We start from the raw sequence: 15,888 nt of genomic DNA on the forward strand, positions 1-15,888 counted from the left end.
AGCCCATGGAAAAACCCGCGTCCCAATCTGGTGGTCAGAAGTCCAGGGACTGCCAGTCCTGCTCGCGATCAAAGCGCAGAGACCGGACCTTTCCAAGGCCTTCCACATTCACCTGGTTGACCTGATCCGGCCAATGATCCTGTAGGGCATCATGGCGAAACCAGAGACGGGATATCGAATCGGGTATCGGCAGTTCCTGGTAAACCCAGATAAACTTGCCATCGACTTCTTGCCCAACATAGGAAAGCTGCTGAGCTTTCGGCTCATCAAAACCCATGTCGAAATGGGCAGTGACGTAGCGGCCGAACATCTTTTGCGACGCTTCATCGTCCAGTAGATGCACCTGCTTGCCGAGGATTTTCGCAAGGGCATGCTCCGCATCATGCACATAAAAGCGATGCATGATCTCCACGTTGCCAGAGCGCTCATTGAACAGCACTTTGGTAATCGCCGCTTTCATCTGATGGGCCTGCACCTGGCAGGCCATCGTCAGCGTGATGATACAGAGCAATAGACGCATCATTTCTTATGGAAACCCGGCGTCGGATCGACCTTCTCGGTGGTCGAATCATGCATGATGTCGCGGTAGACCGGATCTGTGCGATCTTCAGCCTTGTAGGCCTCAATTCGCGACTTGATGATACGGCGTGGATAGTGGTTGTTCTCGTTGTCTACGTCGGCGGTTTCCCAGCGAGGATCGACCACAACCTGAACCAGCTGCTTGTCGGTTACGACCAGCTTGGACACCGCTTTCGGGGAACGACGCCAGATCTCTGCCGGAATGTAGCGATCCTCTACGGAGCCATCTTCATAGGTCAGCTGCAACAGAATGGGCATCACCAGTCCGCCGATATTACTGAAGTCGATCACATAGTAGTGTTGGTCTTCTTTAACCGCACGCTCGAGCACGCGACGCTCCCAGGGCTCCAGGTCTTCGAGCAGCTGACGGTACTCGTTGCGCTCCTTGTTGGTCACGGTGAAGCGATCATTCTCGTCGTAGAAATCACGGATATCGCGATTGCGCTCCAGCCAGGTCTCGTTGCCCGCGTCGCGCTCTCGCTGAACGAACAGGGAAGTCGGCTTGTCCGCCTCTTCCTGGCGACGACGTTCAAAATCGATATCCGGGTTTTTGGTATCGAGACGCAGCTGCCAAACACGATCGACGCTGATATCGACGTGATCCGTGCTGTAGAACCAACCGCGCCAGAACCAGTCGAGATCTACACCAGAGGCCTCTTCCATCGTGCGGAAGAAGTCAGCCGGGGTCGGACGCTTGTACTGCCAACGGGTGCTGAACTCACGGAAAGCGAAATCGAAAAGCTCGCGACCCAGAATCACTTCGCGCAGGATATTGAGTGCTGCTGCGGGCTTGGTATAGGCATTCGGGCCCAGACGCAATACGGAGTCGGATTGGGTCATGATGGGTACCTGGATATCGGACTTCATGTAGTCAACGATATCGCGCGGCTCAACACCCCATGGCATTTCCGGGTCCCATTCACGACCGGCAACGCCGTCGAGGAAACTGTTCAAGCCTTCATCCATCCAGGTCCACTGGCGCTCGTCAGAATTGACGATCATCGGGAAATAGATGTGTCCAATTTCATGGATGACCACGCCAATCAGGAAACGCTTCTCCGCCTGAGTCCAGGTGCGGGAGCCGTCTTCGTGCAGGGTCGTACGCGGACCATTGAAGGTGATCATCGGATACTCCATACCACCGACCGGACCGTTGACGCTCTGCGCCACCGGATACGGATAGTCGAATGAGAACCGGGAATACACCTCCATCGTGTGAATGACAGACTCGGTGGAGTACTTCTTCCACAGATCGCCACCCTCTTTCGGATAGAACGACATTGCCATGACTTCCGGCATCACGTCGCCGCCCTGCTGGTATCCGCGGGCATCCCACATGAACTTACGCGAGGACGCCCAGGCAAAGTCACGGACGTTATCGGCCTGGAAACGCCAGGTCTTGGTTTTGCGCGTCGCAGTTTTTTCCGCTTCACGCGCTTCTTCTTCGGTCACAATAAAGACAGGACGCTTGGCCGTGCGGGCCTGCTCCAGACGATCGCGTTGGGTCTTGGTCAGCACCTGATCCGCGTTCTGGAGGCTGCCGGTCGCAGAGACAATATGATCTGCGGGTACGGTCAGGTCGACGGTGTAGTCACCAAACTCGAGAGTAAATTCTCCGCGACCCAAAAATTCCTTGTTGGTCCAGGCCTCGTAGTCGGTAAAGGCGTGCAGACGCGGGAACCACTGCGCCAGCAAGAAAATATCGTTACCGCCTTTGCGGGGATCATCCGGAAAGTGCTCGTAACCCGCTCGGGCAGAGACTGCGTCCTCTTCAACAATATTGAACGCAAAGTCCATCTTGAAGCGCATATCCTGGCCCGGCTTCAGCGGCTCCGCCAGATCGATACGCATGTTGGTGCCGACGATGGTGACCCGCAACGGGCGGCCTTCGCTATCCACCACGTTCTCGATGGTATAGCCCACCTCGTTATCCGCCAGCCACTGCTGCCGACGAAGCTCACTCAGGCTGACGCCGGCAGGTGCCTCCGCGCTCTTGGAGCGGGTGTTTGGGCCGCGATTACCGATACCACCAAATGTCAGCGTGGTTTCCGCCATGGAATCGAGTCGGAAGCGGTTCTGATCGAGCTGCAACCACAGGTACTTCAGGGTATAGGGGGAGTTGTTCTGATAGCGGATGCTCTGCTCCGCCTCGATGCGGCGTTTGCCCTCATCGAGCTTCGCGTCAATCTGGTAGTCCACCTGCTGCTGCCAGTAGGCCTCTCCCGGCTCTCCCGCGGCACTGCGGTAGACATTCGGTGTCGGCAACACCTCGTCAAGCTGACGGAACTTGTCTTCGAAGTCACCTTTCGTTTGCTGGATCGCGGCCAGCGCAGAACCGCTGACACACAAAGTGGTTGCCAGGGCGACACTCAACAAACGCGAGAACCCATGGGTCTTGATAGGGGTAGCAGGCATAGAAAACACCGGTTTGACAGAAATACACCCGGCTAGACGTTCAGGCCTCCAGATACCGGAAGGCATATCGATGAAATGAGCGCCACGCGCGATGAACCGCTTCCGGGCACTGGCACACATCAATAATCAATCGCATTAGCGCCGGGAATTGATATCGCGAATGGATATTAAGGAAACCTGCCTAACCTGTCAAAATAGCTGGACATGCGGGCTGGCGGCCAGAACCCATGCCCTGCCCCGCAACAGGCCACAGGAGACAGGAGACAGGAGACATGCTCAGGATGCAATGATGACTTGCGCGGTCTCAGCGGTCCTAGTCCGGGTTGCCGTTCCAGACATCACGCTCAACCCCCGGGATGTCGAAATGGCGCGCATCAAAAATAGGCTCCACCACGCCCCGCGCTCTTTGCGACTCGTAATCGTCCAATACCTTGAACGCAACGCCAGACAGCAGCACGAGGGCCAGTAAATTGGCTGACGCCATTAGGCCCATGGACATATCCGCCATATTCCAGAGCATCACGAAGTTGCCATTACTACCACTGGATGCGACCCAGGCGCCAAAGAGGATAAACAGGATGAATAGCGCCCGGTACACCCAGATAGACGCTCGGGTATGCCAGATAAAATAGATATTGGTTTCCGCGTAATAGTAATTCGCGATGATCGACGTAAACGCGAAAAAGGTCAGTGCGATCGCAATAAAACTCCCACCCCACTGCCCCACCTCACTGATCAGCGCTTGCTGGGTGAGTGTCGCCCCCTCAATCGCGCCCACCTGATAGGCATCCGCGAGCAGGATGATTGCGGCGGTGGCGGAGCAGATCATGATGGTATCGAGAAAGACCGAAGCCATCTGCACATAGCCCTGCACTGCAGGGTGATCGACATCTGCGGCAGCGCCAACGTTTGGCGAGGAACCCATTCCCGCTTCATTGGAGAACAACCCGCGTTTGATCCCGTTAGCCACTGCCGCACCAAACGCGCCAGCGCCCGCTTCCTGCAAGCCAAACGCACTATTGAATATCGTGGCAATGACCCGCGGTATTTCACTCAGGTTCATCAGGATAATCACCAGCGCGACCAGTAAATACGCCAGTGCCATCACTGGCACAACAAACGTTGCGAAGCGACCGATGGCGTGGATACCGCCGAATACAATCATGCCCGCAGCCGCTGCCACCAGTACGCCGATAAACAGCGGCGAAACATTCCACGCCCCTGCAATCGTTTCAGCCATGGCATTGGCCTGAACGGCATTGAAGAAGAAGCCGAAACTGATCACCAGGAATACGGAAAAGCAGATCGAGAGCCATTTCCATCGGTGCCCCAAACCCTTTTCGATGTAATAAGCCGGCCCTCCGCGAAAGGTGCCCTCCTCATCTCCTCGCTCTTTGTAGGTCTGCGCAAGCGTGTTCTCGATAAAGCTGGTCGCCATCCCGACCAGTGCGACAATCCACATCCAGAAGATCGCTCCGGGCCCGCCCGCAGAAATCGCCACCGCCACACCGGCGATGTTACCGGTACCGACACGAGCTGCCGCACTCGTGGCGAAGGCCTCGAACGAACTGACCGATCCTTTGTGGCTGTGTCGCAAGCTATGCCGCATGACCTGCAGCATATGTCCGAAAGATCGAATCTGGATGAAACGGCTGCGCCAGGAGAAATACACACCCACTGGCAACAAAACTGCGATCAGAATGCCTGCCCACCAATAGCCACCCAGGCCACCCCACGACAGCGCCATTCCCCAGCCAATAAGCTTATCCAGTACTTCGAGCACAGACTGCATATACATTCCCAAATAAACGTTAAGGGGAAGCGACACGGCAAAAGTCTATCTGGCGTCGCCTTCGTGGTACGACCACACGCCGTCGCACTGCGGCAGTGGGCATGCTGGTAAGTCTAGTGAACACAGCTGCAATGCTGGGTGATGAGGCAAACCCGATGCCGCCGTGGTTGCGTATGCTAATCAGGTAGAAATTTCCCGTCGTGCGAACGGCTCTTGTACCCGCCTCGCTCCATCGGCAGAATGCGCGACAGAACAAAAGGTCCGCGCCATCCACCGACCGCACGGAAAAAATTCGTCAGGATTACGCATCATGAACAGCGATAGCACGTCGACGACAGCGCCCTATGGGAGTTGGCATTCTCCAATCACAGCAGATTTGCTGGTCAGCGATAGTGTTCGTCTCAGCGAGGCAACCATTTTTGACGGCCGATGTTACTGGCTTGAATCTCGCCCGTCAGAAAAGGGGCGCTCTGTGCTGGTGGAGGCGCAGCCGAATGGCGAGCGGCGGGACATTAATCCTGCGCCACTGAGCATTCGCTCCAAGGCGCACGAATATGGGGGTGCGAGTTATCTGGTCGATCAGGGCATTGTCTATTTTGTCCTCGCCGCCGATCAACGGGTCTATCGGATGGCACTGGGCGCCGAGCTACCGGAGCCTTTGACGCCAGAGGGTCCATACCGACATGCGGACCTGTTTCTGGACAGGGCCCGCAACCGGCTGATCTGCGTGCAGGAAAACGATGGGGCCGCGCACGAACCCGAGGCGCGGATCATTACCATCCCCCTGGAGCCGTCTTCCTCCGGAACGTTTTCCGTATTGATCGACGGGGATGATTTCTATTCCAACCCCGCTTTGAGCCCCGATGGCAAGACGCTCAGTTATTTGCGCTGGAGCCACCCCAACATGCCCTGGGATGCCACGGAGCTATGCCTGGTCCCGCTGGATGGTGAAGGCAACATTAGCGCCGATCAATTACAGGTAGTGGCCGGCCAACAACAGGAATCGATCTTCCAGCCCCAGTGGAGTCCCAGCGGGGAACTCTTCTACGTATCGGATCGCAACAACTGGTGGAACCTCTATCGTCAGGGCGAGGTGAAGCCCATCTGGCAGCGAGAAGCTGAATTCGCTACACCTCAGTGGGTTTTCGGGATGTCGACCTACGGATTCCTGAGCGAAACGGAGATTCTCTGTACGTTTACCGAAGCGGGGCGCTGGCGACTCGGCCTCATTGATCTTGCCGATGGCGGGCATCAGATTATTGACCAGCCCAATTGCGACATTGAGAGCCTTCGCTGTGACCGGGGTCAGGCCTTATTTATCGGCGCGTCCGCCACCAGCTTTCCAGCCGTCATCTTCTACGATGATGCGAGCCGGTCTTTTGAGGAAATCGCCTCAAGCAATCGTTGCACGTTGCCGGAAGACAACTTTTCCGTGGCGCAGGCTGTAGAGTTTCCCTCTGGCCAGCGCGATGTCCACGCGTTCTATTACGCCCCAACCAACCCGGGTTACGCGGCTCCGGAAGGTGACCTGCCCCCGCTCATCGTGTTCAGTCATGGCGGCCCCACCGGTGCCACCGCTGCCGGACTTAATTTAAAGGTGCAATACTGGACCAGCCGCGGATTTGCGATCCTCGACGTCAATTATTCCGGGAGCACCGGATATGGCCGTAAATATCGAGATCGGTTGCGCGACCGTTGGGGAATCTGGGACGTGGAGGATGTCTGTGCAGGCGCGGAGTATCTGGTCGCAAAAGGATTGGCAGACCCCCACCGGCTGCTGATCAAGGGTGGCAGCGCCGGCGGCTATACCGTGTTGGCCGCCCTCACCTTCCACAATACTTTCAAGGCGGGCGCCAGCCACTATGGCATTGGGGACTTGTCGAGCCTCGCCCGGGACACTCACAAGTTTGAATCCCGCTATCTCGACAAACTGGTCGGCCCCTGGCCTGACGCCGAGTCCACTTACCGGGAGCGTTCACCGATCTGCCACGTCGAACAACTGGATTGCCCGGTGATCTTTTTTCAGGGGCTGGAAGACAAGGTCGTGCCGCCCGAACAAGCCGAAACAATGGTTGCAGCACTCAAAGCACGTGATATACCCGTTGCGTATATTGCCTTCCCCGAGGAAGGACATGGATTTCGCTCCGGAGACAGCATCAAACTCGCCCTTGAAGGTGAACTGGAATTCTACAGCCGCGTGTTCCATTTTCCGCTTGCACAACCTGGCCCCGGGATCACGATCGAAAATCTGGATTAAGTCATGGGTAGATGGAGACCGCCAAGACCACGGGGATCGCGTTACATCACGCCGGAAGGTGCGCGACGCATGCGTGAAGAAGTCAAACAACTTTGGGAGGTCGAGCGGCCCCGAGTCACCAGTGCCGTGAGCGAAGCGGCCAAGTTGGGGGATCGCTCGGAAAACGCCGACTATATCTATGGCAAAAAGCGCCTGCGTGAAATCGATAGCCGGGTCCGCTTTCTCACCAAGCGGCTGGAAGAAGTGACCGTTGTCGATCAAACACCCGATGACATCGAAAAAATCTACTTCGGGGCCTGGGTGACGCTGGAAGACGATAACGAAAACTCCCTCACCTATCGGATTGTTGGACCCGACGAGTTCGACGTAAAGCGGGGCATGATTTCCATGGATTCTCCCGTCGCTCGCGCCCTGCTTGGGCGGCGCCTGGACGATGAAGTGGACCTGCGTTCCGGTGAGGAATGGACGACCTACTATGTCGTGGAAATCCGCTACGAATAGGCAGCACGGCCCGCATTGAGGATGAGCGGCGCTCATCTGACACGCGGGCCCGTGAAGAAACACCCTGCACATCCCCCCTCAACCTCAATGCCTCGCGCCTCCCCAGCAATGACTGGCACGTCATTCCAATGTACGGAGCGATGATTTAGATGCCAATCGCCCAAAAGTCGAAGTAAACGGCGCCAAATTCTTTGCGCCAGTTCCGCACCTTGCAGAACTGTCGCGTCACTTTGCCGCGAAATTCCGTGAACGTTTGTACGGTTTGGGTCAGCCGGCATCCGGGTTCTATAACCAATAACCGGAACGGCTTTGCAGGAAGCAGCGCGAGTGCCTGAAGTTCGCCTGCGACCGTCAAGACTCATAATAAAAAACGGAGCCAACAAGCGATGAAAAAACCACTAGCGACGCTGTTGCTCGCAGCTGTTGCGGCCATACTGCCGTTGTCCGCGGCTGCGGAGCCGACCTTCATACCGGACATTCACATCACCAGTTTTGATGGGACCACCATCGACGCCAACCTGTTTGTACCGGAGGGCCCAGCCCCCGCAGAGGGCTATCCCACGATCCTGTTCACCAATAGCTGGGCGCTGGACAAGCACCAGTACCTGCTTCAGGCCAAAGAGCTGGCAACTAACGGTTATCTGGTCATGAGCTATTCCACCCGCGGCTTTGGCGCCAGCGGTGGTACGGTCGATGTTACGGGCCCAGCGACGCTCGCTGATGCCAAAGCCCTGATCGATTGGCTGGAGCTGCAGTACCCCATGGGGAAGCTGGGAGTTGCCGGAATTTCCTATGGCGCGGGCACATCGCTGATGTTTGCAGCGAAGGATGCACGGGTGGATGCGGTGGCCGCGCTCTCGGGCTGGAGCGATATCATCGAGGCGCTCTACCCCAACGAAACCGTCAATCTTGTCTGGGGCAGTCTCTTAACACTATCGGCCCTGAACCTGGACCCCTCTGTGGACGTCGTCTGGTCAGACCTCCGCAATGGCAGCAACATTCCCGGTGTTTACGCATTCGCCGAACCGCGCTCAGCACTGGCCAATGTTGACGCACTGAATGCCAATGCGCCGGCTATCCTGCTGTCGAATAACTTTGCCGACTATCTGTTCAAACCCAACAGTATGACCCGGCTCTATGAACAGCTTACCGTGCCGAAAAAGCTGATGTTAAACCCCGGCACACATGCCATCGGCGAGACCCTGGGCGGAAACGACGGCCACATCTGGTCTACGGCATTTCGTTGGTTCGACCATTATCTCAAAGGCGAGAACAATGGCATTGATAGTGAGCCCAAGGTCGACATGTTTGTGCGTATCGACAACCGTCTGGAGCAGTTCGCAGATTATCCGGTAACCGGTAAAGCCAAGCAGTACTACCTGCATCCTCGCCTGACCTACTTCAACAATTCCAAGATGAAAACGTCGCCCTATTCCGGATGGCGTACCAGTGATGAGTTTCATGGAGGCTCAGACACCAAGGCGGGAACCGGCATTCCCATCGTATCCGATGCACTCGAGGCGCTGGGTATTCCGGTGTTCACGGACATGACGGGAATTAATGGCTACTATGCCATTGAATACAACTCTCCAGTGCAGTGGTCCACGTTGAAGATCCGCGGCGCCCCCACGCTGGAGATGTGGATCAAGCCCAGTAAGCCGGACGTTCAACTGCATGTCCACCTGTACGATACCGATGCATTTGGCTGGGGACGTTTGATCACCCATGCACCGATCACGGTGCGCAATGCGGCGGTTGGGGTGGAGCAAAAGATTTCCGTCGAACTCTTTACCACATCCTATGATGTGCCCCCGGGGCATGTGGTAACACTGGCCATCGACACGGAAGGCGCGCTCTATCAGAAACTCGACGACAGGCGCTATGAGATCGAAGTGCCCTACCGCAGCTCACGGGTTTCAAAGCTCACGATTCCACACTTGTAAACACCTCAAAAAAAAGCCGGCATGGTGTGCCGGCTTTTTTACTTACACGGAAAGCTGTAAACACACTTCCGTCTACTGCAACAACCTCCCGATCATTGGGACTGCGGCTAACAGCAGGCCCCTGAACCCGCTTCGTTCTGCTGAGTTTCATAGGGCAAAGCGTCACCGCAACCTTCAAACAGCCCGTAGTGGGTAGAGAAATCGCCAATGTAGCTGAAGTGCTCGGCGAAACGCGTGTCCGCCAACATACGCCAGGTGTTGCCACAGACCGGAAAGACGCGACCGGCCTCAATATGGTGATGTTTATCGAGGGTAAACGCCGATTCAGCCCGTTCGACAGTGCCGCGATAGATCACTGCCTGGCCGTAATCCTCACAGGCGGTTTCCAGTTGTCCCAGCTTGAACAAGCGATAGGTCGCTGAAAAAAAGCGCAGGTTGCCGATACGCTCAGCCAATTTGGGGTCAGTGACTCCCAGCGGCCGATCTTCCACCAGCCTGGGGTCGATAAAACCTGCCGCGTGCGCCAGGCGCTCGAAATCCTTCCAGTACAGCGCACCGCCCAGGCATTCTCCGTACAGGACGGGATCCTCTCTCACTTCCTGCGGTACACGACGGTCGGCATAGACATCGGAAAAATAGAACTCGCCGCCCTCTTTCAACAATCGTTGAACGCCTGCGAGCACAGCTGGCTTGTCGGGAGACAGATTGATCACACAGTTCGAAACGATCACATCGAAACTGCCGGGCTCGAGATCCAGCTCTTCGAGCTTCTCGATATAGCCGTGAACGAAGCGTACATTGCGAAACCCGAATTTTTCCGCATGGTAGTCCAGGTGCCTCTCTGCCACATCGAGCTGCTCGGCGGTCATATCGACCCCGACCACCTCGCCTTCAGGGCCAACCAGCTGGGCCAGGGCATAGACATCACGACCACTGCCGCAGCCCAGATCCAACACGCGGCAACCACGCAGGCTCAGGGGGCTTAGCAGACCACACCCGTAGTAGCGCGAAAGCACTTCCGGATGGATATTGGCAAGTACAGGTTTGAGCCAGTCCGGAACGGCACTGGTGTCGCAGCAGGCACTGGTTTTCAAATCCTCCGTACCCTGCAGCTGACGCCCGTAATAGTCCTGTACGACCTCATGCATATCGACTCTCCCTTTGATCAATGCCGTCGAAGCGGTGTTATGGTCATGCTTTGTCGCGCTCGCGGCCAATCGCTTACAGTGCCGCCACTATCGAAGACACTGAGCGAGCGGCAAGTGCGCACACCTTACCGCGGAATCCCAGAGAACCCAACCATCGACCAACCAGCACGGCTGCGCCACAAACTGCATGCAGTGTCGTGAAACAGCGACAACCGGAATAGCGACGAACAACGCCACACGCGGCATTTAGCACGCGCCAGCCAACTCCCCGCGGTACCGATGTAAAAAAGGCCCGTCGGAATACCCAACGAGCCCTTCGCATCTCCCCGACCAAACAGGCCACGCCGCTCAGAAAGAGCGTCGACGATACTTGCGATATCCGGGTATCCAGAAATTTCTTTCAATGGCGAGAAGCAGCTTTTCTTCTGCGACGACGGGTGCGACGCCATCGTCCTGGGCCTGCTTGGCCACCGCCAGCGCGATCTCTTTGGTGATGCCACGAATATCACTGAGCGCGGGTAACAGTGAGCCTGCCCCCTGGGTAACGACTGGCGCACTCTCCGCGAGCGAATTGGACGCCGCCATCAACATGTTGTCGGTAACCCGGGAAGCTCCGGATGCGATAACCCCGAGCCCGATGCCCGGAAAAATATAGACATTGTTACACTGCGCAACCGGATACAGTTGACCATCAATCTCGACGGGCTCAAACGGACTGCCCGTCGCCACAAGCGCCTCACCATTTGTCCAGCTGAGAATTTCTCGCGGTGTCGCCTCGGCACGGGAGGTTGGATTCGACAGCGGTAAAACCAGTGGGCGCGAACAACCGCGATGCAGGGCTTCAATGACGGATTGGGTAAACAGGCCACCTTGCCCGGATACACCGATCAGGATACTCGGCTGCACCTGCTCAATCAGTTGCTCCAGATCCCACTCACTGGCCTGGGCGTAGCGATCCGCCGGCTGGGCAAGACGCGCCTGAAAATCGTGCAACGCCTTCATATCATCGGTGACCAATCCATACCGATCGAACATGTGCAGGCGTGCACGCGCGTCGGCTTCTGAAACGCCTTCCTCGATCATGGCCTTGACGATTTGCTCCGCAATACCACAACCGGCAGAGCCCGCACCGACCACCACAACCTGCTGCTGGCCCAGCGATTCTTTGCGCGCTTTGCAGGCTGCGAGAATCGTCCCCAGGCACACTGCCGCAGTGCCCTGAATGTCGTCATTAAAACAGCACAGCTGATCCCGGTAACGTTCCAGAAGTGGCATGGCGTTGGTCTGGGCAAAGTCTTCAAACTGCACCAGGACTTTGGGCCAACGACGTTTAACCGCCGCGATAAACTCCGCAACAAACGCATCATATTCTTCTTGCGGAATACGCTCATGGCGCCACCCCATATACATGGGATCATTCAACAGCGTTCGGTTGTTGGTACCGACATCCAGAGTGACCGGCAAGGTATAGGCCGGACTGATGCCACCGCACGCTGTGTACAGGGACAGCTTGCCAATGGGAATGCCCATACCACCAATGCCCTGGTCGCCCAGGCCGAGAATGCGCTCCCCGTCGGTCACCACGATTACCTTGACGTTATCCTTGGTTGCACTGCGCAGAATATCGTCCATGTGCTCCCGATCGGCATAAGACACAAACAGACCGCGGTGGTTACGGTAGATGTTGGAAAACTCTTCACACGCCTCACCCACCGTCGGGGTGTAGATAATCGGCAACATCTCTTCAATGTGTTCCTGGATCAGCCGGAAAAACAGCGTCTCATTGTCGTCCTGGATGCCACGTAAATAGATATGCCGGTCCAGATCGGTTTTGCACTGTTGATACTGGCGGTAAGCACGTCGAACCTGCTCGTCGATCGTCTCCACATTATTGGGGAGCAGGCCGACCAGATTGAACTCGATACGCTCTTTCAACGTAAAGGCACTGCCCTTGTTCAGCAGTGGCATTTCCAGCAGAGAGGGACCCGCATGGGGAATATACAGAGGGCGTTTGTCTTCGTTCGTCATCGTCTCGGGGATTTGCTAGCCAATTGCCGACGCCAATGCCGGTACTGGGTAAAATATTCATTGGGCGGATGATCGCGTGAACCGTGTAAACAATGTGGTCACGTGCCCATACGGGCAAACCAGGCAACCACGAATGACCATCAGCGTCGACCTGGTCTTTCATTATGCGCACAGAAGCGACCGGTCAGGATCCGCGGGCGGGAGACTACCTGCCGAAAATCCAGATAACAACCGGGACTTGCCGTGAGCGGCCAACAGTTTCATCTTTTTGCGAAAATGGTAAAAATGGCATAAAAATTTTCCGAAACGCCCACCCGATGGTGAGGCGATACAGAGTGAAGCTGCAGCATGGCGATATCCACCCAACACCACGACCTCCTGATTATCGGTGCCGGCCTGTCGGGCATCGGCACGGCCTGCCACCTGAAGGCACACTGCCCGAATCTGGACTTTGCGATTCTTGAGCGTCGCGCGCAGATAGGCGGGACCTGGGACCTGTTTCGCTATCCAGGCATTCGCTCAGACTCGGACATGCTGACGTTCGGATTCAGCTTTCGCCCCTGGAATGGTACACAGGTGCTCGCCGACGGTGACTCCATCCGCAATTACATTCGTGAAACGGCGGAAGCCTTCGATGTCACCGGCCATATCCGTTACGGCGTGGATCTGCAGCGGGCTGACTGGGATTCCGAATCGCAGCGCTGGACCCTGACCAGCACAGGACCCGATGGCGAAGTGCGTCAGTTCACCTGCCGCTACCTGGTCTCTTGCACTGGCTACTATGACTACCGCGCCGGCTACCTGCCCCAATTCGACAATATTGAAGACTTCACGGGCTCCATCGTCCATCCGCAACACTGGCCCCAGGACCTCGATTGCACCGGGAAGCGCATCGCGGTCATTGGCAGTGGCGCCACCGCCGTTACCCTGGTCCCGGCGCTGGCGCGAGAAGGTGCGCAGGTGACGATGGTGCAGCGCTCACCGACCTACATTATGTCGATGCCGGCACGCGACGGGATGCTGGAATTCCTGAGTAAATACCTGCCGGAAAAGTGGCTATATCGCATTGGACGCTGGCGCAACCTGCGCTTGCACCGACTGTTGTTCAAGGCCGCCCGCCGCTGGCCCCGTCTCGTGCGGGCATTGATGTTACGCGGTGCCCGCAAAGCCCTGGATGGCAGCGCAAACCTGCCCCACTTCACACCCGACTACGCGCCCTGGGATCAGCGACTTTGCGCGGTACCGGACGGTGACCTGTTCGAGGAAATCAAGCGCGGACGTGCCAACGTCGTCACGGATCACATTGAGCGTTTCACTCCGGATGGACTCCGGCTGAAATCTGGCAAGGAGATCACGGCAGACATCATCGTTACGGCCACCGGGCTACAGGTCCAGCTGTTGGGCGGAATGTCCCTGCATGTCGATGGTAAGCCCGTGGAAATGCACAATCGCCTGACCTACAAAGGTGTGCTGATGGAAGGCGTCCCCAATATGGCCTGGGTATTTGGCTACACAAATGCTGCCTGGACACTGAAATCCGACCTGTCAGCAGACTACCTGTGTCGCTTGCTCAACCATATGGCACAGCACAACCAGGGCGTATTCAAACCAGAGGACCGCGAGGGCTGTGCCGAAACCGAATCGGTGATGGCAGCGCTCCAATCCGGCTACGTACAGCGGGCAGACAAGCTGCTGCCGCGTCAGGGCAGTCGCTATCCGTGGCGGCTGCTGAATGACTATGAGAAGGACAAAAAAATCTTGCAGGAGTCACCGATTGACGACGGTATTCTGCAGTTCACCGCGCACAAAAATCCTGAAGTAAAAAAGCCTGAGGCTGCGCTATCGGCGTAGTGTTTGTGGCACTCCTCCAGGTGAATGGGCGGACGTTTGCAAAGGCCGCCCTGCCCTTCGATGCAGTCAGACGTCTAGAGCCCAAACTGTACCGAGGCACCGAAGAAATGCAGCGCGGTGTCTTTATACGTCCCCTGCAAGCGCGGATTGAAGATAGCCCCACCCTCCTGATCGATATCCACGTCGCCCAGCCACACCAGGGTGTACCCCACGTCCAGTGTCACTTCCGGGCAGATCTCCCGACGCGCACCGAGCCCAAGGCGATACGCCTTATCCGTGATCAGGTCCGCGGTCAGATTGGCTTCCGCAACCGCGGAGTTGTCGAAGGCAATTCCCGAGGACAGCGTCCAGTCCGTTAACCAACCTCGGGTAAATTGATGGCGCACACCAAAGGCCACATGCCCGGTGTCTTTATAGCCGCGATCGACCGTCACCGAGACCTGCGCCGGATCAGCGATTTCGAGCCCGAAATAGCTGAACTCCGACCAGTCCTGCCAACCGACGTTCGCGTAAAAGGTGGTGTTATCCTGCAGTTGCTGCTGCCAGCTGGCCGTCAAAGTCGCCGGAATACGGGTGTCAATTTTGGTACGGGCGCCATCCAGTCTGCCGACGAGCGCCTCGTACAAGGGGCCAAAATTCCTTAGCTCGAGACGACTCGAAAAGTCCAGGTCCACTTCGCTGGTATAAGTCAGTCCAAAGGTGGTGCCCTCCACAGGGCGATACATCATGCCGAGATTGGCACCGTAGGAGAAGTCGACATCACCGCCATACTTGAGGCGCGCGTCTCCGGGGATCAGTCCGGCGCGAGGTGCGCTTTCGTATTTGAAATACCCGGCGACCACATTCAGCCCGAGACCAAAAGAGAGGCATGGATTGGCCTGCCAGCTGACGGACGGTACCAGACTCATGCTGAGCAGATCCACGTCCTGTACGAAACGCCGACCGGACCAGTCGTCGTCATAATCCAGCCCCAGGCCAAAATTGCCCGTTGCGGCAAAGCCCCAGCCGATCCGGTCATTGAGTTTACCCGCCACAAACGTACCCGCCCCGGGAAACCACTCCAACGGATTGCCGCCATCACCGCCTTCCACATTGGTGAGCCCACCGTCAGAGAAGCCCACATCCCCATACAGGAGCTGGCCCGCAACACGGATATCCGTTTCGTCCCGCCACACCGTTCCCGCAGGATTGGTGAAGGCAGTGGCCGCGTCTTCCGGCATTGCCGCCCAGCCAGCGCTCGCGGTACCGAGCGTGGGGGTACCGATTTCCCACAGCAAAATACCCCCGGCATGGGAGGCCGATGCCGTCAATGCCAGTACGGGTACGGTCAAACCGATCAAGCGACGCAGCTTGTCTCTATTCACGTTCTTTACC

At 57.0% G+C, this 15,888-nt stretch carries 10 protein-coding genes; 4 read left to right on the top strand and 6 right to left on the bottom strand.

Going from position 1 to position 15,888, the window contains the following annotated elements; genetic code table 11:
* Positions 1–34 precede the first annotated feature (34 nt).
* From ACXAD0_RS12700 to ACXAD0_RS12710, 3 genes are all read right to left on the bottom strand, one after another.
* On the bottom strand, positions 35–523 hold the full coding sequence (locus ACXAD0_RS12700) for a DUF6702 family protein (RefSeq protein WP_475088837.1): 489 nt from the start codon (positions 521–523) through the stop codon (positions 35–37).
* The gene (locus ACXAD0_RS12705; protein WP_475088838.1) at positions 520–2,994 is read right to left on the bottom strand and encodes a M1 family metallopeptidase; all 2,475 of its coding nucleotides are present in this window, start codon (positions 2,992–2,994) and stop codon (positions 520–522) included. The genes ACXAD0_RS12700 and ACXAD0_RS12705 overlap by 4 nt, the downstream gene beginning before the upstream one ends.
* A gap of 313 nt (positions 2,995–3,307) precedes the next feature.
* On the bottom strand, positions 3,308–4,786 hold the full coding sequence (locus ACXAD0_RS12710) for an alanine/glycine:cation symporter family protein (protein WP_475088840.1): 1,479 nt from the start codon (positions 4,784–4,786) through the stop codon (positions 3,308–3,310).
* Positions 4,787–5,096: 310 nt separating this feature from the next.
* On the opposite strand from ACXAD0_RS12710, the gene ACXAD0_RS12715 reads away from it, so the two are divergent.
* The 3 genes from ACXAD0_RS12715 (at position 5,097) to ACXAD0_RS12725 (ending at position 9,487) form a co-directional block, all read left to right on the top strand.
* Entirely contained in the window at positions 5,097–7,043 is a 1,947-nt protein-coding gene (locus tag ACXAD0_RS12715) for a S9 family peptidase (RefSeq protein WP_475088841.1), read from the top strand.
* 3 nt (positions 7,044–7,046) lie between these two features.
* Positions 7,047–7,544, top strand: coding sequence for a transcription elongation factor GreB (gene greB, locus ACXAD0_RS12720; RefSeq protein WP_475088843.1), 498 nt, complete (start codon positions 7,047–7,049; stop codon positions 7,542–7,544).
* Positions 7,545–7,930: 386 nt separating this feature from the next.
* The gene (locus ACXAD0_RS12725; protein WP_475088844.1) at positions 7,931–9,487 is read left to right on the top strand and encodes an alpha/beta fold hydrolase; all 1,557 of its coding nucleotides are present in this window, start codon (positions 7,931–7,933) and stop codon (positions 9,485–9,487) included.
* A 107-nt stretch (positions 9,488–9,594) separates the two neighbouring features.
* Here the strand turns inward: ACXAD0_RS12725 and ACXAD0_RS12730 are convergent, their stop codons facing one another.
* Both ACXAD0_RS12730 and ACXAD0_RS12735 read right to left on the bottom strand, forming a co-directional pair.
* The gene (locus ACXAD0_RS12730) at positions 9,595–10,635 is read right to left on the bottom strand and encodes a methyltransferase domain-containing protein (RefSeq protein ID WP_475088845.1); all 1,041 of its coding nucleotides are present in this window, start codon (positions 10,633–10,635) and stop codon (positions 9,595–9,597) included.
* 348 nt (positions 10,636–10,983) lie between these two features.
* On the bottom strand, positions 10,984–12,663 hold the full coding sequence (locus ACXAD0_RS12735) for an NAD-dependent malic enzyme (protein WP_475088846.1): 1,680 nt from the start codon (positions 12,661–12,663) through the stop codon (positions 10,984–10,986).
* Between the two features lie 348 nt (positions 12,664–13,011).
* Between ACXAD0_RS12735 and ACXAD0_RS12740 the strand changes: the two genes are divergently transcribed.
* Entirely contained in the window at positions 13,012–14,514 is a 1,503-nt protein-coding gene (locus ACXAD0_RS12740; RefSeq protein ID WP_475088847.1) for a flavin-containing monooxygenase, read from the top strand.
* A gap of 74 nt (positions 14,515–14,588) precedes the next feature.
* Here ACXAD0_RS12740 and ACXAD0_RS12745 read toward each other — a convergent pair whose 3' ends face one another.
* A complete protein-coding gene (locus ACXAD0_RS12745; protein WP_475088848.1) occupies positions 14,589–15,878 on the bottom strand; it encodes an OmpP1/FadL family transporter in 1,290 nt (429 codons plus the stop codon).
* Positions 15,879–15,888 lie beyond the last annotated feature (10 nt).

Source organism: Microbulbifer sp. ABF4_148, assembly GCF_056158985.1.

Bases quoted from the DNA above. Each gene is read 5' to 3' on its own strand.
- ACXAD0_RS12700 (WP_475088837.1), bottom strand. From the start codon at position 523: ATGATGCGTCTATTGCTCTGTATCATCACGCTGACGATGGCCTGCCAG.
- ACXAD0_RS12705 (WP_475088838.1), bottom strand. From the start codon at position 2,994: ATGCCTGCTACCCCTATCAAGACCCATGGGTTCTCGCGTTTGTTGAGT.
- ACXAD0_RS12710 (WP_475088840.1), bottom strand. From the start codon at position 4,786: ATGCAGTCTGTGCTCGAAGTACTGGATAAGCTTATTGGCTGGGGAATG.
- ACXAD0_RS12715 (WP_475088841.1), top strand. From the start codon at position 5,097: ATGAACAGCGATAGCACGTCGACGACAGCGCCCTATGGGAGTTGGCAT.
- greB (WP_475088843.1), top strand. From the start codon at position 7,047: ATGGGTAGATGGAGACCGCCAAGACCACGGGGATCGCGTTACATCACG.
- ACXAD0_RS12725 (WP_475088844.1), top strand. From the start codon at position 7,931: ATGAAAAAACCACTAGCGACGCTGTTGCTCGCAGCTGTTGCGGCCATA.
- ACXAD0_RS12730 (WP_475088845.1), bottom strand. From the start codon at position 10,635: ATGCATGAGGTCGTACAGGACTATTACGGGCGTCAGCTGCAGGGTACG.
- ACXAD0_RS12735 (WP_475088846.1), bottom strand. From the start codon at position 12,663: ATGACGAACGAAGACAAACGCCCTCTGTATATTCCCCATGCGGGTCCC.
- ACXAD0_RS12740 (WP_475088847.1), top strand. From the start codon at position 13,012: ATGGCGATATCCACCCAACACCACGACCTCCTGATTATCGGTGCCGGC.